A 23,180-nucleotide genomic window follows, 5' to 3' on the forward strand; every position below is an offset into this window, starting at 1 on the left:
GCAACTCCTAGTAGGTACGTTTCTTCGGCGGGAATGCTTCACGTAACTTAGGTGCCATGTTCACTGCACGACGATCCATCGTTTCAGTGATTGGGTCAAATAAGCTGTGGCATAACCAGTTCTCATCATCACGCTCTAAATAATCTTCACGTGAGTGAGCACCGCGACTTTCGGTACGGAAGTTAGCCGCATAAGCCGTGGCGATTGCCGTTGCCATCAAGTTATCTAACTCTAAACATTCAATACGTTGAGTATTGAATTCACGAGAGTTATCAGACAATTTAGCATTTGCAAGACGTTCACGAATCACTTTCAACTGCTCTAACCCTTCAGCCATAGCATCGCCACGACGGAATACAGAGAAGTTTAATTGCATACACAGTTGCAGATCCTTACGGATTTGCGCTGGGTCTTCGCCATCTTTGTTGCTTTCCCAACGATTCAGACGCGCCAGAGAGGCAGCAATATCCGCATCACTTGCGTCTTTTGGATCGTCAGTCTCATCCAAAGCTTTACCTAAATGCTGACCCGCTGCGCGGCCAAAGACCACTAAGTCAAGCAGTGAGTTACCACCTAAACGGTTTGCACCATGTACAGATACACAGGCAATCTCACCCACAGCAAACAGACCAATAACATCTTGTTCAGTGCCGTCTTCATTCTTACGAATAACTTGACCACTGACCTTAGTTGGTAGACCGCCCATCATATAGTGACAGGTTGGTAGTACTGGAATTGGACCATCGGCTGGATCGATATGGGCAAAAGTACGAGACAATTCACACACGCCTGGTAAACGTGCTTCTAATGTTTCTTTACCTAAGTGATCAAGCTTGAGCAAACAGTGTGGGCCTAATGGACCGTCTAAACCACGACCTTCGCGGATTTCAGTCATCATAGAACGTGCTACCACGTCGCGTGATGCCAAATCTTTCGCGTTAGGGGCATAACGCTCCATGAAACGCTCGCCGTCTTTGTTCAGCAGATAACCGCCTTCACCACGACAACCTTCAGTCACAAGTACACCCGCGCCGGCGATGCCAGTTGGGTGGAATTGCCACATTTCCATGTCTTGCATTTGCACGCCAGCACGCATTGCCATACCGACGCCGTCACCGGTGTTGATATGCGCGTTAGTCGTCGAAGCGTAAATACGCCCTGCACCACCGGTCGCAAGAATCGTTGCTTTGGCTTTGAAATAAACGATATCGCCCGTTTCAATTTCAATCGCAGTACAACCCACAACGGCGCCATCATCGTTTTTAACGAGATCTAATGCATACCATTCTGAGAAGACTTGCGTCTTATGCTTAACGTTTTGTTGGTATAAACAGTGAAGCAAAGCATGACCAGTACGGTCGGCAGCTGCCGCAGTACGCGCAGCCTGCTCGCCACCAAAGTTCTTAGATTGACCACCAAATGGACGTTGGTAAATCGTACCATTTTCGAAACGAGAGAAAGGCAAACCCATTTGCTCAAGTTCAATCACGGCTTCAGGACCGGTTTTACACATGAACTCGATGGCTTCTTGGTCACCGATAAAATCGGAACCTTTCACGGTATCGTACATGTGTTGTTCCCAATGATCTTCATGGGCGTTACCTAACGCAACAGTGATACCACCCTGCGCAGATACGGTATGAGAACGGGTTGGGAATACTTTTGATAAAAGCGCACAGCTTTTACCTTCTTTGGAAATCTGCAGCGCTGCACGCATACCAGCGCCACCGGCACCGATCACTACAGCATCAAATTCGCGTACTGGAATACTCACTTAGACACCCCACACAATAACAATGCCGGCCGCTAAATAACAAAATACGGTAACGACAAAGGTGAACTGTAAAACACCACGTAACGACGTGCACTTAACGTAATCTGTCAGCACTTGCCATACACCAATCCAAGCATGTACTAATAAGGCTACCAGCGTCAGAAGTGTAAACACTTTCATTGGCAGAGCACTAAATAGGCCATGCCAGACGTCGTAGGTGAGAGGGGAACTACATGCAATAAAGCCAACCAAGAAAATGGTGTAACAGGCGAGGATCACTGCACTAGCGCGTAGTAGAATATAGTCATGAACACCACTGCGTCCAAAACTTGCTGCATTGGTTACCATACCCAGATCCCCGCTATGATTGAAAAGGCTACCGTTAAGGCAAATACAGCTTTCGCTGATGCGGCACCCGATGACAATTCTTCCCAACGACCGGTATCCATTACTAAGTGGCGCAGGCCACCAAACAAGTGATACGCCAGTGCAGTCATAATGCCCCACAGGATAAACTTCATCACGAAGTTATCGAATAGAGACTGTACGCCAGCGAAACTTTCAGCTGATGCTAAAGATGAATTTAGCAACCAAATGAGAATGCCAACTGCGAACAGCATGATGACACCGGAAACACGGTGAAGAATTGACACAATCGCTGTTGCAGGAAAGCGAATGGTCTGCAGATCTAAATGGACAGGTCTTTGCTTTTTCACGTTCTGCTCACTCAGCTCCATTGAGCATTTTTTTTGTTATGTGAACCGCTTTTGTACAAACTTTAAACAGGAGGTTGATCACTGCAAAAGTAAACACAAAAGCAAAGTTTAAACAAACAGTTAACTATCTGAGCACGCACTCATTTAACATGTAAACAAAGGGTGCTTTATAATCGTTGTTTGCGGCCCTTATTGGGCGAGGCAAGTATACTCGCGGCAAATGTCAAATACAAACATCACAGAATGCAAATTATGTTTTTTTGACTATTTTTTACTGTAAGTGCCAGTTACAAATAGAAAAGTAAAGGCTTTTATACCATGGTCTAACAAATTTAAACGCTTATTTAAATTGAAATGTGATCTAGAATGGCTGTAAAGTAATGGCGGTTTGACATGCCGCACTCACAGATAAGAACTAAGTAAGGAGAACGGGGTATGGCTGATTTAAAAGCCAAATTAGAATTACCAGGGAACGACTCGATAGAATTGCCAGTAAAGCAGGGAACCGCTGGTTTTGACGTAATCGATATCAGTAAACTTGGCAGCAAAGGTTACTTTACTTTTGATCCAGGTTTTCTTGCGACTGCCTCCTGTGAATCTGCAATTACCTATATTGATGGTGATCTAGGTATATTGTTACACCGTGGCTATCCAATCGATCAACTTGCCGTTGACTCCGATTACCTAGACCTGTGTTATTTGCTGCTTTACGGTGAACTGCCGACCAAGGCGCAATATACTGAGTTTGTACATACAGTTAAAACCCACACTATGGTTCACGAGCAGCTAGCCTTCTTCTTTAGAGGTTTCCGTCGTGATGCGCATCCTATGGCCATGTTATGTGGTGTGACGGGTGCATTATCTGCATTTTACCAAGACTCTCTGGATGTTAACGATCCACGTCACCGCGAAATCGCCGCTTATCGCTTAGTCTCAAAAATGCCTACGATAGCAGCCATGTGCTACAAGTATTCTTCAGGCCAGCCATTCGTGTACCCACGTAATGACTTAAGCTATGCGGGCAACTTCTTAAGCATGATGTTTGCTGTACCGTGCGAAGAATACGTCGTGAACCCTATTGTTGAACGTGCAATGGACAGGATCTTCATTTTACATGCAGATCATGAACAAAACGCATCGACTTCAACAGTACGTTTAGCCGGTTCTTCAGGTGCAAACCCATTTGCGTGTATCGCAGCGGGTATCGCATCTCTTTGGGGCCCTGCACACGGCGGCGCTAACGAAGCCTGTTTGCAAATGTTAGAAGAAATCGGTTCAGTAGACCGTATTCCTGAATTCATTGAACGCGCTAAAGATAAAAATGATCCTTTCCGTCTGATGGGCTTTGGACACCGTGTTTACAAAAACTTTGACCCACGAGCCAAAGTGATGCGTGAAACCTGTCATGAAGTGCTGAAAGAACTGAAAGTACAAGATCCACTCTTGGATGTGGCAATGGAGCTTGAGCGCATTGCACTTGAAGACGAATACTTCATTTCTAAAAAGCTGTATCCAAACGTCGACTTCTACTCTGGCATCATTATGAAAGCCATTGGTATTCCAACCAGTATGTTCACTGTGCTGTTCGCACTGGCACGTACTGTAGGCTGGATTGCTCACTGGAAAGAAATGTTAGATCAACCAGGCCACAAAATCAGCCGTCCACGTCAGTTATATACTGGTGAAACTGCGCGTGATTTCGTCGCACAAGACAAACGCTAAGTCCCACGACTTACGCATTAAAAAGCGCCTAAGGGCGCTTTTTTCATTTCAAATAATCCTCTTTTAAACTTATACCAATCACATTAAATATCTAATCAGTTCAGAGCCTCACAGGCATTTCAATCCAAGGCGCATTGACGCAGAAATGGTTATTCCCTTTTAAGTCAATGCAACACCGGAGTGGGATGTCTGTGAGGCTCCCGAAGGGCGGCTGATGTTCACTACATGGCAAAGCGCTTTATACTGCGTTCAAGGCTTTCAACAGAGCACCACTATGCCTTCAAGCCTTCGCCTTGTCTAAAGCGCGTTGAACTCCCGCTGAATGAACAGATATTTAATACGATTGGTATTACTTCTCCTGACAAAATACATTGTTGCAATTGCGCACTTGTGTAACCTTAATTAACCGCGTTTAGTTATTCTCATCACTTTTTAAACCTTTTAGCTACATTTAGTAAGAATCACAAATCACACTTAGCCAAAAATACGCCTAACAGACTGAAATTAAACAAATTTAAACATTGGCATGGTTTCTGCTAACAACTGACATCACAATAAAGACAACAGGTAACATTCTTATGGAAAAGTCAAAAATTGCTCAATTCACCCTGCCACTGCTAATGATTTCGATGCTAGCAGCCTGTGGTGAGGAAGAAGTGGTCAAAAAAGAAGAAAAATATGCCATTCCCGTCGAAACCACTACAGTGATGCAAGGAAACGTTTCATCTTTTTACAGTACAACTGCCACCTTAGAAGCGCCACAGGAAGCCAATGTAGTGAGCCGTATATCAGGGCTCATTGAATCTCTCGCTGTTGAAGAAGGTGACCGCGTTCAAAAGGGACAAGTGCTGGCTGTTATTGATGCCAAGAGGCAGCAATATGATTTAGACCGCTCAGAAGCCGAAGTCAAAATCATCGAGCAAGAATTAAATCGTCTGAAGAAAATGAGCAACAGAGAATTTATCAGCGCGGATTCAATGGCCAAACTTGAATATAACTTGCAAGCCGCTATCGCTAAAAAAGATCTCGCCGAACTGCAAGTAAAAGAAAGCCGCGTCCTTTCCCCTATCAGCGGTGTAGTTGCTAAACGCTATGTTAAAGCTGGCAATATGGCGAAGGAATTTGGCGATTTGTTTTATATAGTCAACCAAGATAAACTTCACGGTATTGTTCATCTCCCAGAGCAACAGCTTGCGAGCTTAAAACTCGGCCAAGAAGCACAAGTGTTCAGCAATCAACAAAGTAAAAATGCTATCCATGCCAAAGTGCTACGCATAAGCCCGATTGTGGACCCACAAAGTGGCACCTTTAAGGTGACACTTGCTGTGCCGAATCAAGAGGCGCGCCTTAAAGCTGGCATGTTTACCCGGGTTGAGCTCAAATACGATACCCACGAGAACGTGATTACCGTTCCCTACAGCGCCTTGATTAACCAAGACAACAAACAAGCGCTTTATGTTATTGATGGTACCAATGCGAACCGTCGTGAAGTCGAAATTGGCTACCGTGAAGGTGATTCGGTAGAAGTGATTACAGGTATTAACCCCGGTGAGCAAGTCGTTACCCGTGGCCAGCAAAACTTGAAAGACCAATCCTTAGTCGAAGTGATCACCCCACTCGATCTTGCTTCCGCTAAGAACTGATAGGAGCCTTTCATGTCAATTATCAGCACTTCCGTTAAACGGCCAGTCACGGTGTGGATGTTCATGCTGGCGGTGATTTTATTCGGTATGGTGGGATTTTCCCGCTTAGCGGTGAAGTTACTGCCAGACTTAAGCTATCCCACATTAACCATTCGCACTATGTATGACGGTGCGGCGCCAGTAGAAGTCGAACAGCTCGTCTCTAAACCAATTGAAGAAGCCGTTGGCGTGGTCAAAGGCTTACGTAAAATCAGTTCTATTTCGCGCTCAGGCATGTCAGATGTGGTGCTCGAGTTTGAATGGGGCACAACAATGGATATGGCGAGTTTAGATGTACGTGAAAAACTCGACACTATCGCTCTGCCGCTCGATGTTAAAAAGCCCTTATTACTGCGTTTTAACCCCAACCTTGACCCTATTATGCGTCTCGCGCTGTCTGTGCCTAATGCATCTGAAGCCGATCTCAAACAAATGCGCACCTATGCAGAGGAAGAACTTAAGCGTCGTTTAGAGGCGCTATCTGGGGTCGCCGCCGTGCGTTTATCTGGCGGCCTAGAGCAAGAAGTGCATATTCAGCTCAATCAAGAAAAACTGTCGCAGCTCAATCTCAATGCCGATGATATTAAACGTCGTATTAATGAGGAAAACATCAACCTCTCTGCGGGTAAAGTGATCCAAGGTGATCGCGAATACTTAGTACGAACGCTAAACCAATTCAACTCATTAGATGAACTCGGCCAAGTGATCGTCTATCGCGACGAGCAAGCTTTAGTCCGTTTATTCGAAGTTGCTACCATCACAGATGCCTACAAAGAGCGTAGTGATATCACCCGCATCGGCAGTCAAGAATCGATTGAACTGGCCATTTATAAAGAAGGTGATGCAAATACTGTCGCTGTCGCCAAAAAACTGCGCGATGAACTCGCCAAAATCAATCAAGATCCTAAGCAAAATAAGCTCGAAGTGATTTACGATCAGTCTGAGTTTATCGAAAGTGCGGTCAGCGAAGTCACCTCTTCTGCGCTGATGGGCAGCTTGTTATCTATGCTAGTGATTTACCTGTTCTTGCGTAATATCATCCCGACACTGATTATTTCTATCTCGATTCCCTTCTCAGTCATCGCCACCTTTAACATGATGTATTTTGCCGATATCAGCTTAAACATCATGTCATTAGGTGGTATTGCCCTTGCCATCGGTCTCTTGGTCGATAACGCCATTGTGGTATTAGAGAACATAGACCGCTGCCGTAGCGAAGGCATGAGTAAATTAGAAGCTGCAGTGACGGGGACTAAAGAAGTGGCAGGCGCAATTTTTGCCTCAACACTCACCACTCTTGCGGTGTTTGTGCCGCTAGTATTCGTGGATGGGATTGCCGGCGCCCTCTTCTCAGATCAAGCGCTAACGGTCACTTTTGCGCTGTTAGCATCGCTATTAGTCGCGTTAACATCCATTCCAATGCTGGCATCACGTGAAGGCTTTAAAACCTTACCCGCGCTGATAAAAACGACACCTAAGGATAAACCCACCACTAAAATGGGCAAGCTTAAACACTATAGTGCGACTGTGTTTTCTTTTCCTATTCTATTAATTGTTAGTTACTTACCTAGTGCACTACTGAGCTTAGTGTTGATTTTAGGCCGCTTTTTCTCATGGCTTATTGGTCTAGTGATGCGCCCGTTAAGCTCAGCATTTAACTTTGTCTACCACAGTATTGAGAAGGTTTATTACAAGCTTCTGGCCTCGGCGCTGCGCCAACAGAAAGCAACGCTGTTACTCACGATTGCAATAACAGGCGCTTGTATTAGTTTGTTACCGCGACTTGGTACGGAGCTTATTCCGCCAATGAATCAGGGCGAGTTTTACGTGGAGATCTGACTGCCGCCGGGTACGGCTGTGAGCGAAACCGACAAGATATTACAGCAACTTGCACTGTCAATTAAAGACAGAGCCGAAGTTAAACATGCTTATAGTCAAGCCGGTAGTGGCGGTTTGATGACTTCGGATACTGCCCGCGGGGGTGAAAACTGGGGCCGCTTGCAAGTGGTGCTTAACGACCACAGTGCCTATAACGCAGTCACTCAAGTATTACGTGATACTGCGCGCCGTATTCCTGAACTTGAAGCGAAAATTGAGCAACCTGAGTTATTCAGCTTTAAAACGCCACTAGAGATTGAGCTCACAGGTTACGATTTAAACTTACTCAAACGCAGCGCAGATAGTCTCGTCAAAGCATTATCCGCATCGGAGCGTTTTGCCGACGTGAACACCAGTCTACGTGATGGTCAACCTGAGCTAAGTATCCGTTTCGATCATGCAAGGTTAGCGGCTCTAGGAATGGATGCGCCAACGGTTGCAAACCGTATTGCCCAACGTGTTGGTGGTACTGTTGCCAGTCAATACACAGTGCGTGACCGTAAGATTGATATTCTGGTGCGCAGTGAACTCGCGGAGCGGGATCAAATCAGCGATATCGATGCCTTAATCATCAATCCGAATAGCAGTCAACCTATTGCATTAAGCGCAGTTGCAGAAGTTTCATTGCAATTAGGCCCATCTGCGATTAACCGCATCAGCCAACAACGTGTGGCTCTCGTATCAGCTAACCTCGCCTATGGTGATTTAAGCGATGCGGTTGCACAAGCGCAGCAGATACTATCGCAACAAGTGTTACCCGCATCGGTTCAGGCCCGTTTTGGTGGTCAAAATGAGGAAATGGAGCACTCATTCCAATCACTCAAAATTGCCCTTATCTTAGCGATTTTCTTAGTGTATTTAGTCATGGCGAGTCAGTTTGAATCACTATTACATCCCTTGCTTATTCTCTTTGCCGTACCTATGGCATTAGGTGGCAGTGTACTTGGGCTTTATATCACCCAAACTCATTTGAGTGTGGTGGTATTTATTGGCCTTATCATGTTGGCGGGGATCGTCGTGAACAACGCGATTGTGCTTGTGGATCGGATCAATCAACTGCGTAGCGAAGGTGCTCAAAAACTTGATGCCATTCGCGATGCAGCTAAATCGCGCCTACGCCCGATTATGATGACAACCCTCACCACGACCTTAGGCTTATTGCCGATGGCGCTAGGTCTAGGTGATGGCTCAGAGGTGCGCGCACCGATGGCGATTACGGTGATCTTTGGTCTGAGTTTATCAACACTACTGACCTTAGTAGTGCTCCCAGTGCTCTATGCCCTATTCGACCGTAAAGAATACGCAGTAACTGGCTCACATGTAAACGTAGAGGAGGCTCGCCCATGAACCTCACCCGTTTAGCCATTAAGCGCCCCGTAACCACCAGCATGTTCTTCTTTGCTATCTTGCTGTTTGGTCTCGCCTCGAGTCGCCTATTACCGCTGGAAATGTTCCCCGGTATCGATATCCCACAGATAGTGGTGGAAGTGCCTTACAAAGGCTCGACCCCTGCTGAAGTGGAGCGCGATATTACCAAAGTGCTGGAGGAATCCCTCGCGACTATGGGTGGGATTGATGAGCTTGAATCAGAGTCCTCCCAAGAAGGCGCCGAAATCGAAATCAACATGAAGTGGGGGGAAAACGTTGCCACTAAGAGCTTAGAAGCGCGGGAAAAAATCGATGCTGTGCGGCATTTACTGCCCAAGGATGTGGAGCGGGTCTTTATCCGCCAATTCTCCACCGCCGACATGCCTGTGCTCACCATACGCATCTCAAGTGATCGTGAGCTTTCAGGTGCATTCGATCTACTCGATAAACAGCTCAAGCGTCCACTTGAACGTGTTGAAGGTGTCTCTAAGGTCAGCTTGTACGGCGTTGAGCAAAAGCAAATTGAGGTACGCATCAATGCCGACCGCCTTGCCGCCAGTGGATTTTCAGCCACAGATTTGCAACAACGTCTCGGCAGAGAGAACTTTGTGCTGAGCGCAGGTACACTCAGGGCCAGTAGTATCGTTTATCAAGTTTCACCTAAGGGTGAGTTCAGAAACCTTGAAGATATCAAAGCACTAGTACTGATCCCCGGATTGACCTTAGGCGATATCGCCGATGTACAATTTGCCCTACCTGAACGTATCGAAGGTCGACATTTAGATAAGCACTATGCCGTGGGTTTGGATGTGTTTAAGGAATCTGGCGCTAACTTAGTCGAAGTGTCAGACCGTGTCATGAAGGTGATTGAGCTTGCGAAGCAGGACCAACAGTTCCAAGGTATTCGCCTATTTATCATGGAGGATCAAGCCTCTGGAGTAAAATCTTCACTAATGGATTTGCTGCTTTCAGGGTTAATCGGTGCACTGCTATCCTTTGTAGTGCTGTACTTATTCCTGCGTAATTTGAAAATGACTTTAGTGGTTGTGTCATCCGTACCTATTTCAATTGGTATGACGCTCGCCGCTATGTATCTACTCGGTTACAGCTTGAATATTCTGTCTATGATGGGGCTCCTGCTCGCCGTCGGTATGTTGATTGATAACGCTGTGGTTGTCACTGAGAGCGTACTGCAGGAAAAACAAGGTAAACACCCTAAAGACAATGAAGAGTCAGTCATGACGGGGGTCGATAAAGTGTCTCTGGCGGTATTGGCAGGCACAATGACAACCGCCATTGTATTTTTACCTAATATTTTTGGCGTAAAAGTCGAGATCACCATTTTTCTAGAGCATGTTGCTATTGCGATTTGTATCTCACTCGCCGCGTCGCTATTGGTAGCAAAAACCTTAATCCCTTTGATGTTGACTAAGTTCCACTTTGACATCGCACCCGAAAAGGATGCGGGTAAATTACAACGTTTCTACAATAATACCCTAGATTGGGTATTGCTCAGACCTTGGCGTTCAGGCGTGATTGCTGTAGCGATCCTCGCATCCACCGCCCTGCCGCTATCTATGGTTAAACAGGATCAAGAAGACAGCGAGAGCAATGAACGAATCTACATTAACTACCAAGTAGAAGGTCGACATAATCTCAATGTTACTGAGGCAATGATCAACCAAATGGAAGAGTATCTTTATAACAATAAAGAGGAATTCCATATTGATTCTGTCTACAGCTATTATGCCTCTGACGATGGCTCATCGGTGATCCTCCTAAAGAAAGATTTGCCTATATCAGTGGATGAGTTAAAAAAGAAAATCCGTAGCGGCTTCCCTAAGTATTCCATCGCCAAACCGCAATTTGGCTGGGGCAATGACAACTCTGGCGTGCGAGTCACACTGACAGGACGTTCAACCTCTGAGCTGATTAACTTGAGCGAGCAAGTTATTCCTTTGTTGCAAAATATCAAAGGATTGCAAGATGTTCGCTCCGAGCTTAATGGCGCTCAGCAAGAAGTGATTATCCGCATTGATAGACAAATGGCGGCGCGGTTAGATTTAAAACTCAATGAAATTGCCTCAAGTATCTCCATGGCACTGCGCGGTTCACCGCTGCGATCCTTCCGCCACGATCCTAATGGCGAGCTGCGCATCGAAATGGCCTATGAGAAAGAGTGGCAAAAGTCACTTGAGAAACTCAAGCAGTTACCCATAGTACGCCTCGACCAAAGAGTGTACACCTTAGATAATCTGGCGAAGATTGAGATCCAACCCCGCTTCGATACTATCAAACACTTCAATCGCCAAACCTCGCTGTCGATTGGGGCTAACTTAGAAAACCTCACCACAGAAGAGGCGCAAACTAAGATCAAGCAAGTGATGGAAAATATCCGTTTCCCCGATGGTTACGACTATTCACTCCGTGGTGGCTTCGAGCGCCAAGATGAAGATCAGAACGTGATGGTGACTAATATGCTCTTGGCTGTCGCGATGATTTATATTGTTATGGCGGCGTTGTTTGAATCTCTACTATTACCAACGGCGATTATTACCTCGATCCTATTTTCCATCACAGGTGTATTCTGGGCGCTGTTTATCACAGGCACCCCTATTTCTGTGATGGCAATGATAGGTATCTTGATTTTAATGGGGATTGTGGTAAACAACGGTATCGTTCTGGTGGATCAAATCAATCAGATGACACCGGATCTCGACAAATTGTCTGACACCATTCGGGAGGTGTGTATCACCCGTTTGCGGCCAGTGTTAATGACAGTAGGTACAACAGTACTGGGATTAGTCCCACTGGCGATGGGTGATACCCAAATCGGTGGCGGCGGCCCGCCATATTACCCCATGGCAATCGCCATTATCGGTGGCTTATCGTTCTCGACAGTGACTAGCTTGTACTTAGTCCCCCTGTGCTATCAAGCTTTTTATCGGATGCGTCACCGCGCAGCGATTCGCTTAGGCCAAGCCGATCACTTTGCCAAAAAACTGTTACCTTGGACGGTTTAGTTGTCTTGGATAGCTGATGTTCTTGAACAGTTCAGCAATCTTTGACAACTTAGTATGCCATTGAATTTGTAATAAAAGGCTGCTGTGCGGCCTTTTTTATTTTACGAATTACGCTCTATACTTTTACTGCGGTAAAACCCTAAACTGGATCATAAACAATTGCTCAAGACCGGGATAAATTTCTGCAATCACATTACGTAGCTGCGGCAACGTCATATTCTCTTGCTTAGCATGAATGTCTGAGAGCCCAGTTAAGGTCACTGGCACGACATCAATAATATGGATATCACAAAACCAGCGGTCAGTTTCGAAGGTTGAAACGGGAAGCGTTTGACCTGCAATCACATGGGATTCCGTTTCATCACGCAATGTAATGGTTTTAGTGCCACTTAATATATCGTGCTCAAAGCGCTCAAAAAAAGTGATTTTAGTTAATAACACACATCTTCCTCGGCTCAGGATATGAGCAATAAAAGAACAGTAGAGTCAATTTTTCAAACTCATAATGCTAGGCAATATAATGGCTTTTGATCCACACTGACAGCCTATACCGCAGAATTTGCAGCATTTGTCGTGTGAAATACTAACAGTACCGTTTGAGTCAAATTGTTATGCTAACGCCATATAGCAAAACTAGTTCCCAAAGAGTAGCCGTTGTTTTCGACAAAATTCAGCAAAACATGGTCAGTTCGCTCAGATTGAGTTAGAATCCCGCCTCAATTGAGCCCTTGGCCTCATATTCCTGCGCGTAGCGGGTGCGAAACGAAATTAGAGACGTCATGAACAAGAAACAAAAGATCATCAAGAAAATAGCTAAACGCGCTAAGGCCAGACTGAATAAAGTCGACCCAGTGACTATCGGCTCACCTGCAAAATCAGGTTACATCTCTAAGGCTGATCGCGCAAAAATGGCGGCATCAGAAGCCGCGACTGAACAAGTCGAAGGCCAACAAGACACGCCAAGTATTGAAGAATAAGCAGTACCGAAGAATAAGAAGCTCAGCAGAATAGTTTTTTAGCGGCGTATTTTGGCATTGTTAGCTTAACTAAATGAAGTGCAAACGCCGTTTCAAACAAAATGCCACAAGCAATCTTGTGGCATTTTGTTTTTCAGCATTCCTATCATTAGCAGCTTTCTGACTGCTCCTCATTATTAAGAGCTCATTTTTATCTGCGTTCTTGCCCACAGCTTCTACACGGCACAGCTAAGCCACATAACGTCAATTAGGCTTTTTCCCCTCGTCTAAATAGGGCAATACGGGCTCATTTTCTTGCTCCTCCGTTAATTGCGCCATCTGCACGCAAGAGGATGAAAGTGGATTGGTCGCACTCGGTAAGTTCTGTGCAACACAATTAGCGATTTCCTCTTCCTCACTCAGTACGACATTGCGGGGGATAGCATTTGCAACATCAAGATTAGGCGCGGCTGAAAACTGTGCCTGCGCCGCCACTTTATCCACTAAACGATAGGCAACCCACACACCTAATGTACCAAACAAAATAGACCCTAAAATTTGCCCAATCAATACGCCGTAAACCCCGCCCCAAAGCGCACCAAAATACACAAAGGGCACTGTACCTAAAGTGGCTTTACCTACGTTAAACAGTGTGGAATATTTGGCCTTGCCAAGGTTATTAAAGGACGCATTCGCCACGAATAAAATCCCCGAAAAGATAAAGAATACTGCGATATAACTGCAGAAAAAGTGAATAAGATCAGCGCTGTCGCCCTTCATATCAAACACACTGACCAAATGTGACTTAAGCATAAACAGCAGCAAAGACATTACCAGCACATACACAGTACAAAACTGAATCGCTCGCGTTAAACTCTCACGTACTCGGTCAAACTGACCTGCGCCAAAGTTTTGCCCAACAATAGGTCCAATCGCGCCGGACAGTGCAAAGATCATCCCAAAAGCCACAGGGATTAAACGCCCCAATACTGCCCAGCCTGCCACATAAGCGTCACCGAAATCGGCGATCGCTCGGGTCACAAAGGCATTTCCGATGGGAGTTGCCACATTGGTTAACATCGCAGGGCCTGCAATGGCAAAGATGGGCTTAAGATCGGCGACAAAATGTGCCTTATCAAAATGGCCTAACAACTTATGCTTAACCACCACACCGCGAGCGGCAATCACAAATACCGCCACCCGCGCTAAAACGGATGCCAATGCAGCGCCTTCAATCCCCATGGCGAACATGAAGATAAAAATCGGATCGAGTACAGCATTAACGCCGCCCCCCGCTAAGGTCGACATCATAGATAACTTTGCATCACCCACGGCGCGCAAAGCCCCGCCGAGCGCCATCGCAAGACAGATAAAAGGCAAGGAAGGCACGAGAATATACAAATAGCTCGCAGCAAGCTCTGCCGTATGACCACTCGCGCCTACTAAGGCAACTAGCTCAGGAATGAAGGTGGTGACCACCGCTGCCACCAGCACACTAATCAGTGTCGTCACAACCGCGCTATTGAGTAATAAGCGCTTTGCCAACACCACCTCTTTTGCGCCAATCGAGCGAGACACTAAAGCCCCTAATGCAATCGATAAACCAATTCCAATCGATGTGGTAAAAAACGAAATACTCCCCGCATAGCCCACAGCCGCCGCGAGTTCATGCTCTCCCAATAGGCTCAGGAAAAAGATATCCAGTAAATCCACGACAAATAAGGCAGAAATCCCTACCGCGGCGGTCGAACTCATCACTAAGATATGGCGTAATATGGGGCCTTCAACAAACTTGGCTTGCGTCATATGTGTCTTTTACCTACAAAAAATAAAAAGTGTTCGCCGAAGTCATCAGGAAACGCCTTTATCGACGGGCACATCTAGGCTATCTAACTCACATCCACAACGACTACAATACATGGCATCAATATCATGACCTGTCTTATGACATTGATTGCACGAGCGTAAATCTCGATGACGCCCTACTTCTTGGGATATCTCGGCAGTTAAAATCCCCGTTGGGATTGCGATAATCGAGTAACCAATCAGCATAGTAAAAGCCGCAATCGCCTGACCTAATCCGGTTTTAGGAGTAATGTCGCCATAACCGACTGTAGTAATAGTCACAATTGTCCAGTACACAGATTTAGGGATTGAACTGAAACCATTATCAGGCCCTTCAACCACATACATTACTGAACTCAGTACCATAACGATCAAACTGACCGAGAAGAAAAACAAAAAAACCTTACGACTCGACTGCATCATCGCCCTAAGTAGAACATTTCCTTCACTCAAATAACGCAGTAATTTGAGTACGCGGAAAATCCTAAACAGCCTAAGTATCCGGATGACTAAGGTAAAGTTAGCACCAGGGATCAGCAACGCCAGATAACTTGGCAATACCGATAACAAATCCACTAAACCATAAAAGCTGCGAGCATATAAAACAGGATGAGTCGCGCAGTACAAACGTAGGCCATATTCAATCGTAAAAATAATGGTAAATACCCATTCCAACACAGAAATAAGCTGGCCGTATTCGCGATGGAATATCTCTACTGTGTCGAGGAACACTAAGCCGACACTCAACACAATACACACCATGAGGGCGATATCAAAATAGCGGCCAGCGGGAGTATCAGTGCCACAAATAATGGTACGTAATTGACGTTTTAACGGACTTTCGGATTCGATATTCTCAGACATACAAACTTTTACTTCCTTGCAACAAACTGACTAACACAGGGATTACAGCATAAATATGCCACGAGTCTGCCATGCAATTGCACCTAGCTCAAAATTATCTACTCACAGTAGGATAAAATTGCGGTATGATGCCGAAAAAAGCCAATAACCTGTGTTTATTTTCGAGGACTTCATGCGCGCCACCCTACTTTCCACATTGACATCTCTCACTGTGACTATCGCGGCTCTCGTTTCACCCGAATTACATGCCTCTGGTATGGGTAAAGTGGATCTGGTGGTGATCACTAAATCCGAATCCAGTATGGCTTTATTGCGCGATGGCAAAGTGCTCAAACAATATCGCATCGCCATGGGTGACCTACCCGCTGGACACAAATTAAAGGAAGGCGATCAACGCACACCACAGGGGCGTTATACCCTAGATTATAAAAAGCCAGATAGTGCTTATTATAAATCGATCCATATTTCCTATCCTAATGAAGAGGATAAACTCAGAGCCAAAGCCTTAGGCATTAGACCCGGAGGCATGATCATGATCCACGGCCAAAACCCTAAGTCGTCACTGCCGCCAGAACAAGCCCAGCAATACAACTGGACTGACGGCTGTATCGCGATTACCAACGCCGAAATGGATGAAGTGTGGAAAGTGGTCGATGAAGGAACACCAATTGAGATTTGGCCGTAACCTTAGCCAATATCCAGATGACAAAATGCCAAATAGATAATTGAACGATATCAAACACGCCCAGCTTAATGGGCGTTTTTATTTAACCATTAAAAGCATTATGTTAGTTGTAATAGTCTCAGTCAGTTACTTAAGGGATAAAACTAACGCCAATAGAAATGCCTTGGAGTATTTATGCCTAAATTCAACGAGCCTGTTGCGCCGCACAGTGCAAACCTCAGCTATGAGCAATTAATCCAAGGCTGGCCAGCCTTCGAAGCACAAATTTTAGCCTTGCTTGAAACCTTAGACTTAGCAGATAAAGCACTGGTTTGCGACCATGTCGCGCTTCGCGTCAATTCTATCGCCAGCGCCAATGCCCTGAAAGACGCTTTTAGCCGCATAGGTAAAATCATTTCAGACAACATCATCAATGGCCGTACGATTCTGATCATCGAGTTAGACACGCCACTCACACTAGGTCAATTTAGCATTGCCTGCGTCGAGCTTCCCTATCCTAGTGATAAAGTTTATCCACTGGAAGGCTGGGAGCACATAGAATTAGTTATTGATTCTAAAGCTAAAGATTGCGATACCTTGAGCCAAGACTTACTGGTCTTATGTCCAACACTCCGCCCTTTACTCAACCTAGGACTGAGTCCATTGCCGCAATCTGAGCAGACAGCTGAATCAGAGCAGACAGCTGAATCAGAGCAGTCAAGATTACCAGACTTGCCATCCCTTGCTGAGATTAAAGTCAAAATGAGCTCGCCCAAAGGCGATAAAGAACGTTTAGCCAATCCAACTATCGCCTTTAAACGCGGCAATGTGTGCATTAAAGTACATCCCCATGGCATAAAAGCGGTCATCGCAAGCGAACAAGTATATGAATGTTAAGTCAGACTTAAACTCAGGCAGATAAAACTGAGCTTAGATTTTCATCGGCACTTGCCTTAGCTAAAACCTACGACAGTACCTGAGTTAACATCTGAGTTGATGACAATTTAATCAGATTCAATATTCTCGTTATTTTTAGGTCAGTTTTTTGGTAGTTTTGTCAAAAATCGCCAAAATTAAATCTAAAAAACAGCATATTTAGCGTAACTTAGGACATATAACTTGCAGATGCCATCAGGCACAAATTATCGTGTCCAGTAGATGGATGCTATGTGCAAACAGAGGATCGCCAATGAAGCCACACAAGAACGAAGCACAAATATTGAAGTTCGCCATGGAAATCGGCGTGGGCTATGCCAAAAAACGCGGATATGCAGACTTCGACAAAGGCATCTCACCCAAAGACAAAGTGGAATGCATTTATCGTTTATTAGTCACTGACAACTTGATTCAGCCACTGGCCAAAGATAAAGAAGATGGGCCAAACATGAAACACAAACTGATTTTATGGATCACCCGCCAACTGCCTGCTGATCATCCACTGTTGAAGTAATCTTTTTAGACGACTCGGTTAAAAATGATTATTGGCAAGCAGACATTTGAAGCTAGCCTAAAAAGAAGCCAACCCACTAAGTGTTCACGATAAGGATCACCATTAAATGGCGCATCATTGCGCCATTTAAGTGAGCCAGAGTTGAATATCGAACCTAGCCCTTTTTGGCCGCTTTATTGGCCTTCTCATTCGCTAGCACTGTTGCCATTGGCGGCACTATGGTCGTAGGGTCGAGACGCATTTGATACCAGTTCACTCGCCAATCTAAGTGTGGACCATTTGCACGGCCTGTTGCGCCCACCTCTGCAACAGCTTGGCCTTGCTTAACCGCTTCACCCGCGTTGACGTACAGCTTACTCAAGTGCAAAAAACTCGAACTCACGCCATAACCATGGTCGATCACCATAGTCCCGCCCGAATAAAACATGTCAGGCACAGAAAGACTAATAACACCATCGGCGGGTGCTACCACGACAGTGCCGGTTTTCGCCGCCACATCCACCCCAAAGTGTGGATTACCGGGTACATCGTTATAAATACGTTGGCTACCATAAACCCCGGAAATACGCCCCGTCAGCGGCCAAATAAACGCCTGTAAAAATGCAGTTTGCTCACTAAATGTTGCCCGTGCCGCTTTCACCTGCGCCGTGTCTTTCGCCGCTCTTTCCTGCGCGACAGGATCGGGCTTCATAATCTTCGAGCTAATGCCCTTTACACTTTGAATATCGTACTCTCGCTTGGTTAAGGTTAAAGGCTTAACCTCAGTCAAACCATCGGGATAAACCAAGGTTAGCTGCTGGCTCAATTCACCGTCGCGATCAAAACCAAAGGCAAAATGACCGTCAGGCGTGACCTTGATGGCTTCACCATTTAAGCTAATCTGAGTGCCCGCTGGCGCTTGACCCCGCATTAATGCGCCTTGCTCTAACTTACCCTGTAAACTCACCTCAGCTTGTACCTGAGGCGCAATGAGCACTAGGCCCAAAGTGAATAATGCCGATAAGCAGCGCATTGGATTTGAACTTAGGGGGGCTCCACCGTGAGATAAAAATTGCGATACTTTATTTCTCAACATCTTATTATTTTCCAGCATCTTAGTTTCCAATATCCTAGTTTCCAACATCTTCAAAAAATCCTTATCGATGGGCAATAGGGATCAAGACCCACTAAATACATTCATCGCGACACAAAACGCAGCCGAATTCAATCAATGCCACGTTAACCTAACGCACCATAAAAATCGATTCTGCAAACCCACATCCCTGTCGTAATCTCAGTTCAGCCTATCCTCAAAACAAACAAAAAAGCCCCGATAATCTACCGAGGCCTATTAAATCCGTGATTAAAAGGTGAATAGTTTAAGTCCATTCACTTATATCAGCTCGTAGTGCCTATCCCTTAACGACGATCGCGCCCTTGCCAACACCTTCAAACGCCACCACTTTAAACTGACTTCCTGGCACTTTAGCGACTAATGTCGTGGCAATATAATCGGCTAACAACTCAACCGTCGTGTCGTGGGGAATTAAATCACAGCATTCCTTTGGCATTGCCAATTGGAAATCCCCTTGGGGGGCTTGGTAATGAAAGCCATAGTGGCTGTCATCGGTTATCCGCGTTTGCGGCGAAAGATTAAGGGTCTTAACTGAAACCAAGTCCTCTTCACTGCCTAAATAAATATCGTGCCAACGTTTGGCCCAATACTCATCCCACTTAGGTGCTGGACTGCCATTTTCATAAACGTGAATAGGACTACGATGCCCATGGGCGATACGCTGACAATTACCATCGTGTTTACGTAAACCATGGCTGTAATGGTAATAAGGCGTATCGAGTATTTCGTGTCTTAAGGTGAGCGTGATCCCTTCGACATTCTTAGGTAAAGCTTCGCGCAATGCTTTCTGTAAAAAGGCATTCACGCTGGGAATATCAATCTCTTCGGTCGGCACTAAGGCAAAGGCTTGTGAAGGACAGGCCAAATGAATTTCACCTAACTGACTATCAAAATCCATCCATACTCTATCGCCCTGCTGTTGCCATCGCACACTACTGCAGGCCGTAGGCACTAATAAACGATGATCGGCCACCGCATCTATGGTTTGCTTGATCGTGCGTTTGACTTTAGCAAAATCGAGTACCATGTTTTGCTCGTCTAATCCGCCCTCTAGCAGAACATCAACAATCCAACTCTCCCCCACCATGCCGCGCTTTGGGCACAAATAGGAAAAATCGATCACAGTTAAATCTTTGACAAACAATTGCATTAACGCTCCTCGGCAGAAAAACAGTCCACCTATATAATTTTATAGCACCGCTTGGCGATGGCCGAGCATGCTAACTTGAGGCACTCAACACGAGTTAACTCAACATGAATGGAGATTCTAATCAATTCCGTCTGTTGTCGCGACAAATGAATCCACTCGGCCCAATATTTTGTATCAGGTTTTCTAAAATCCAGCAATGCAACTCATTGCAACCATCAGGTACCGATAGGCAGAAAGCAACAATGCATCGACCTTGTCGATTAACAGATAAAGCCTTAACAGAAATACCACTCAACCTAGCAAAATAACAACGTAAAAACAGCGAATTAGATCGCAAAAGCTTAATCCGCAACAGCGATAGACCCAATCGAAACAAAGCATTATCACTCAGCATCATTAACCGCTAGCATCCCTGTTAAACCATACAAAAACCAAGGTTATACAGGGAGAAATAAGATGACCAAACTTACATCTATCGCCATTTTCATCGCAGGTATATTAGCCAGTACCCATGCTATCAGTGCAGAACCCATTGAAGTGATTACCCCAGCCAAGATCACTGAGCCTGAAAAAGTTGAATTAGGTAAAATGCTGTTCTTCGAACCCAGACTGTCTAAATCTGGCTTTATCTCTTGTAACTCTTGCCATAATTTATCCACTGGTGGTGTCGATGCTCTGCCAACGTCCATTGGTCATCATTGGCAGGAAGGCCCAATTAACTCACCCACAGTGCTTAATGCCGACTTTATGCTGGCTCAATTTTGGGATGGTCGCGCCAGTGATTTGAAAGAACAAGCCGCGGGCCCTATCGCCAACCCGAAAGAGATGGGCTTTACCCATGAACTCGCAACTGAAACTATCGCCTCTATGCCTGCCTACCGAGCGCACTTCGCCAAGGTCTATGGCGATGAAAAAGTCACAATTGACCGTTTAACCGATGCGATTGCCACCTTTGAAAAAACCTTAGTTACCCCTAATAGCCCCTTCGATCAATTTCTTCTGGGCAAGCAAGAGGCCATAAGCGCGAATGCCAAAGCGGGTTACCAACTCTTCAAGGATAAAGGTTGCGTGAGTTGCCATAACGGCCCCGCTGTCGGTGGAACTATGTATATGAAAATGGGACTCATCAAACCGTTCCACACCAATAACCCAGCAGAAGGTCGTAAGGGCGTCACTGGTAAAGAAGCTGATAAATATGTGTTTAAAGTGCCGACACTACGCAATATTGAACTCACCTATCCCTACTTCCATGATGGCAGCGTCTGGACCTTGGAAGAAGCGGTGAATACCATGGCAGACATTCAATTAGGGCAAAAACTCTCTGACCAAGAAGTGAAAGAAATGGTCGCCTTCCTTGAGTCCTTAACGGGCGATCAGCCGCAAATCACGCTACCTATTTTGCCACCATCGAATAAAGATACGCCACGTCCAGTGCCATTTAGCTCCAATAATTAACATAGGCGACGAGTCACTGACTAAGAAGTACTCACTTAGCTGTACTCACTTAGCATAGACACTAAGTCAGCGCGACTTAGTTAGCAAAAAGGCCGAGAGTAAAAACTCTCGGCCTTTGGTTATTCTTTCGCTTAAAAACGATGGATTAATTAAGTGCTATTCGCCTTTAAGACGACGATCAAGCTGATCTTTTAAGTTTGCTGGCACACCTTTGATTAAAATCGTGTCCGAGATGGGATCGTAAATCACCCGTTGACCTAAGTGGCCGCCATCAAAACTTAACGTTACGCCGCCACCTGTACCAGAAAACTTCTTCAATTGGCGCAGGGTCGATTTATCGGCCGGAAACTCTTCATCGAGATCATAACTGCCGCCACGGGCAAAATCATAGAAGGAGTCCATACCTTGATCGGCTAACTCATCGGCCAAGTCTTTGATCTCAATGTCAGCGCCTTCATCGAAACGCTCACTGCAATATTCAAACACTTTATTACGGCACTGCTGACGCTCGTCTTTCGTCAACTCACTACTGGCAACAAAATCTTCAACCGCATTCATTAAGGTTTTGTTTTGCGCCTTAGTGTTGACGCCTTCTACACAGCCCATAAAGTCGAGGAAAAAGTCGGCGACTTTACGTCCCGCGCGGCCACGGATAAAGGAGATATACTTGCGAGAATCCTTATCGGCTTGCCACTCGGTTAAATCGATACGTGCCGCGAGTTGGATGTTATTTAAATCCAAGTGGTTATTTTGCGACAGTTCCATATCGTCTAATACTGTCATTGACGACTTCGCACTTAATAAAGCCACAAACAAATAATCGCTGGTGATGCTGGTATAGCAAGACATCAACAGGAAACCGCCTTGACTGAAGTCGTACTTTGACAATTCTTCTTGCAGCAATTTACTGGCTTGACCGGAAAACTCCACAAACCCTAAATCGCCGCCACGGTATTGAGTTAGCGCATTGGCAAAAGCAGGATTCGCCTCACCGTCGTCGCCGTGAATACCAAAATAGCCAAAACCTTTACCGGCCTTTCCCGTATATGTCTGATGCAACTCGTCGAGCATCACCTCGACCGCCTGACCGTTCAGCAGAGGTTGAGGACGCAAACGGCAGCGTAATTGCCCCTGACTGTCCTGAGAAATCTCGTGAATAATTGCGTGTTCGATGTTAATACTCATAAGCCCTGATAGTGATACTGGGATAAATCCGCTATTATATGCCGCTAATCCATTCCAAAGTGAAACATTTTTTGATTATGGCAATCCAATCGAAATACTCAAACACCCAAGTTGAATCATTAATCGCCGAAATATTGGCTGTGTTAGAAAAGCATAAAGCACCGACTGACCTGAGCCTGATGGCATTGGGTAACTGCGTGACTAACCTGCTAGAACGTAAAGTGCCCAGCGAATCGCGCCAAGCCGTGGCCGAACAATTTGCAAAAGCACTCGCACAATCGGTTAAATCCCAGTAAGTTAACTGGGTAATAATCATCAAAAGAATATAAGATAC

At 45.6% G+C, this 23,180-nt stretch carries 18 protein-coding genes and 1 pseudogene; 10 read left to right on the top strand and 9 right to left on the bottom strand.

Going from position 1 to position 23,180, the window contains the following annotated elements:
- Window positions 1–7: 7 nt before the first annotated feature.
- From sdhA to sdhC, 3 genes are read right to left on the bottom strand one after another with little or no spacing between them, the layout of a single operon-like run.
- Entirely contained in the window at window positions 8–1,774 is a 1,767-nt protein-coding gene (gene sdhA, locus L5M38_RS17855) for a succinate dehydrogenase flavoprotein subunit (protein WP_105252695.1), read from the bottom strand.
- The gene (gene sdhD / locus L5M38_RS17860; protein ID WP_028759700.1) at window positions 1,775–2,122 is read right to left on the bottom strand and encodes a succinate dehydrogenase, hydrophobic membrane anchor protein; all 348 of its coding nucleotides are present in this window, start codon (window positions 2,120–2,122) and stop codon (window positions 1,775–1,777) included. It abuts the gene before it with no gap.
- Window positions 2,116–2,511 carry a succinate dehydrogenase, cytochrome b556 subunit gene (gene sdhC, locus L5M38_RS17865; protein ID WP_012089416.1) on the bottom strand — a complete coding sequence of 132 codons (396 nt, stop codon included), beginning with the start codon at window positions 2,509–2,511 and terminating at the stop codon, window positions 2,116–2,118. The genes sdhD and sdhC overlap by 7 nt, the downstream gene beginning before the upstream one ends.
- A gap of 414 nt (window positions 2,512–2,925) precedes the next feature.
- Between sdhC and L5M38_RS17870 the strand changes: the two genes are divergently transcribed.
- The 4 genes and pseudogenes from L5M38_RS17870 (at window position 2,926) to L5M38_RS17885 (ending at window position 12,163) form a co-directional block, all read left to right on the top strand.
- A complete protein-coding gene (locus L5M38_RS17870; RefSeq protein WP_105252697.1) occupies window positions 2,926–4,212 on the top strand; it encodes a citrate synthase in 1,287 nt (428 codons plus the stop codon).
- Window positions 4,213–4,790: 578 nt separating this feature from the next.
- Window positions 4,791–5,855, top strand: coding sequence for an efflux RND transporter periplasmic adaptor subunit (locus L5M38_RS17875; protein WP_263179868.1), 1,065 nt, complete (start codon window positions 4,791–4,793; stop codon window positions 5,853–5,855).
- A gap of 12 nt (window positions 5,856–5,867) precedes the next feature.
- Window positions 5,868–9,119, top strand: a pseudogene (locus L5M38_RS17880) (efflux RND transporter permease subunit).
- Window positions 9,116–12,163 (top strand): efflux RND transporter permease subunit, encoded by a 3,048-nt coding sequence (locus L5M38_RS17885; RefSeq protein ID WP_263179869.1) that lies wholly within the window; start codon window positions 9,116–9,118, stop codon window positions 12,161–12,163. The pseudogene L5M38_RS17880 and the gene L5M38_RS17885 overlap by 4 nt, the downstream one beginning before the upstream one ends.
- A gap of 123 nt (window positions 12,164–12,286) precedes the next feature.
- Here L5M38_RS17885 and yqfB read toward each other — a convergent pair whose 3' ends face one another.
- Window positions 12,287–12,604, bottom strand: a complete 318-nt coding sequence (gene yqfB, locus L5M38_RS17890; protein WP_263169822.1) for a N(4)-acetylcytidine aminohydrolase — start codon at window positions 12,602–12,604, stop codon at window positions 12,287–12,289.
- Window positions 12,605–12,942: 338 nt separating this feature from the next.
- Here yqfB and L5M38_RS17895 point away from each other — a divergent pair, with 338 nt between their 5' ends.
- Window positions 12,943–13,140, top strand: a complete 198-nt coding sequence (locus L5M38_RS17895) for a DUF2986 domain-containing protein (RefSeq protein ID WP_028759693.1) — start codon at window positions 12,943–12,945, stop codon at window positions 13,138–13,140.
- A 243-nt stretch (window positions 13,141–13,383) separates the two neighbouring features.
- Here the strand turns inward: L5M38_RS17895 and L5M38_RS17900 are convergent, their stop codons facing one another.
- Both L5M38_RS17900 and L5M38_RS17905 read right to left on the bottom strand, forming a co-directional pair.
- Window positions 13,384–14,925 carry an MATE family efflux transporter gene (locus tag L5M38_RS17900; RefSeq protein ID WP_263179870.1) on the bottom strand — a complete coding sequence of 514 codons (1,542 nt, stop codon included), beginning with the start codon at window positions 14,923–14,925 and terminating at the stop codon, window positions 13,384–13,386.
- Window positions 14,926–14,970: 45 nt separating this feature from the next.
- Complete coding sequence (locus tag L5M38_RS17905; protein WP_263179871.1) at window positions 14,971–15,828, bottom strand: ion transporter; 858 nt, start codon at window positions 15,826–15,828, stop codon at window positions 14,971–14,973.
- Between the two features lie 172 nt (window positions 15,829–16,000).
- On the opposite strand from L5M38_RS17905, the gene L5M38_RS17910 reads away from it, so the two are divergent.
- The 3 genes from L5M38_RS17910 to L5M38_RS17920 all read left to right on the top strand — a co-directional run bounded on the left by L5M38_RS17910 (window position 16,001) and on the right by L5M38_RS17920 (window position 17,942).
- Window positions 16,001–16,513: a murein L,D-transpeptidase family protein gene (locus tag L5M38_RS17910; RefSeq protein ID WP_028759690.1), complete on the top strand. Its 513-nt coding sequence runs from the start codon at window positions 16,001–16,003 to the stop codon at window positions 16,511–16,513.
- 174 nt (window positions 16,514–16,687) lie between these two features.
- The gene (locus L5M38_RS17915; protein ID WP_263179872.1) at window positions 16,688–17,389 is read left to right on the top strand and encodes a VOC family protein; all 702 of its coding nucleotides are present in this window, start codon (window positions 16,688–16,690) and stop codon (window positions 17,387–17,389) included.
- A gap of 292 nt (window positions 17,390–17,681) precedes the next feature.
- Window positions 17,682–17,942, top strand: a complete 261-nt coding sequence (locus L5M38_RS17920) for a DUF5062 family protein (RefSeq protein WP_006081993.1) — start codon at window positions 17,682–17,684, stop codon at window positions 17,940–17,942.
- 154 nt (window positions 17,943–18,096) lie between these two features.
- On the opposite strand, the gene L5M38_RS17925 is transcribed toward L5M38_RS17920, so the two are convergent.
- Complete coding sequence (locus L5M38_RS17925; protein WP_113940609.1) at window positions 18,097–18,954, bottom strand: M23 family metallopeptidase; 858 nt, start codon at window positions 18,952–18,954, stop codon at window positions 18,097–18,099.
- Between the two features lie 379 nt (window positions 18,955–19,333).
- Complete coding sequence (locus L5M38_RS17930) at window positions 19,334–20,206, bottom strand: 6-carboxytetrahydropterin synthase (RefSeq protein ID WP_028759687.1); 873 nt, start codon at window positions 20,204–20,206, stop codon at window positions 19,334–19,336.
- 456 nt (window positions 20,207–20,662) lie between these two features.
- Here L5M38_RS17930 and L5M38_RS17935 point away from each other — a divergent pair, with 456 nt between their 5' ends.
- Entirely contained in the window at window positions 20,663–21,661 is a 999-nt protein-coding gene (locus L5M38_RS17935; RefSeq protein WP_263179873.1) for a cytochrome-c peroxidase, read from the top strand.
- A gap of 156 nt (window positions 21,662–21,817) precedes the next feature.
- On the opposite strand, the gene yejK is transcribed toward L5M38_RS17935, so the two are convergent.
- Window positions 21,818–22,846 carry a nucleoid-associated protein YejK gene (gene yejK / locus L5M38_RS17940; protein WP_006081997.1) on the bottom strand — a complete coding sequence of 343 codons (1,029 nt, stop codon included), beginning with the start codon at window positions 22,844–22,846 and terminating at the stop codon, window positions 21,818–21,820.
- A 77-nt stretch (window positions 22,847–22,923) separates the two neighbouring features.
- On the opposite strand from yejK, the gene L5M38_RS17945 reads away from it, so the two are divergent.
- Window positions 22,924–23,142: a YejL family protein gene (locus L5M38_RS17945; RefSeq protein ID WP_011847036.1), complete on the top strand. Its 219-nt coding sequence runs from the start codon at window positions 22,924–22,926 to the stop codon at window positions 23,140–23,142.
- Window positions 23,143–23,180 lie beyond the last annotated feature (38 nt).

Origin of the sequence: Shewanella sp. SM101, assembly GCF_025654465.1 — a bacterium.
GTDB classification, from domain to species: domain Bacteria; phylum Pseudomonadota; class Gammaproteobacteria; order Enterobacterales; family Shewanellaceae; genus Shewanella; species Shewanella oncorhynchi.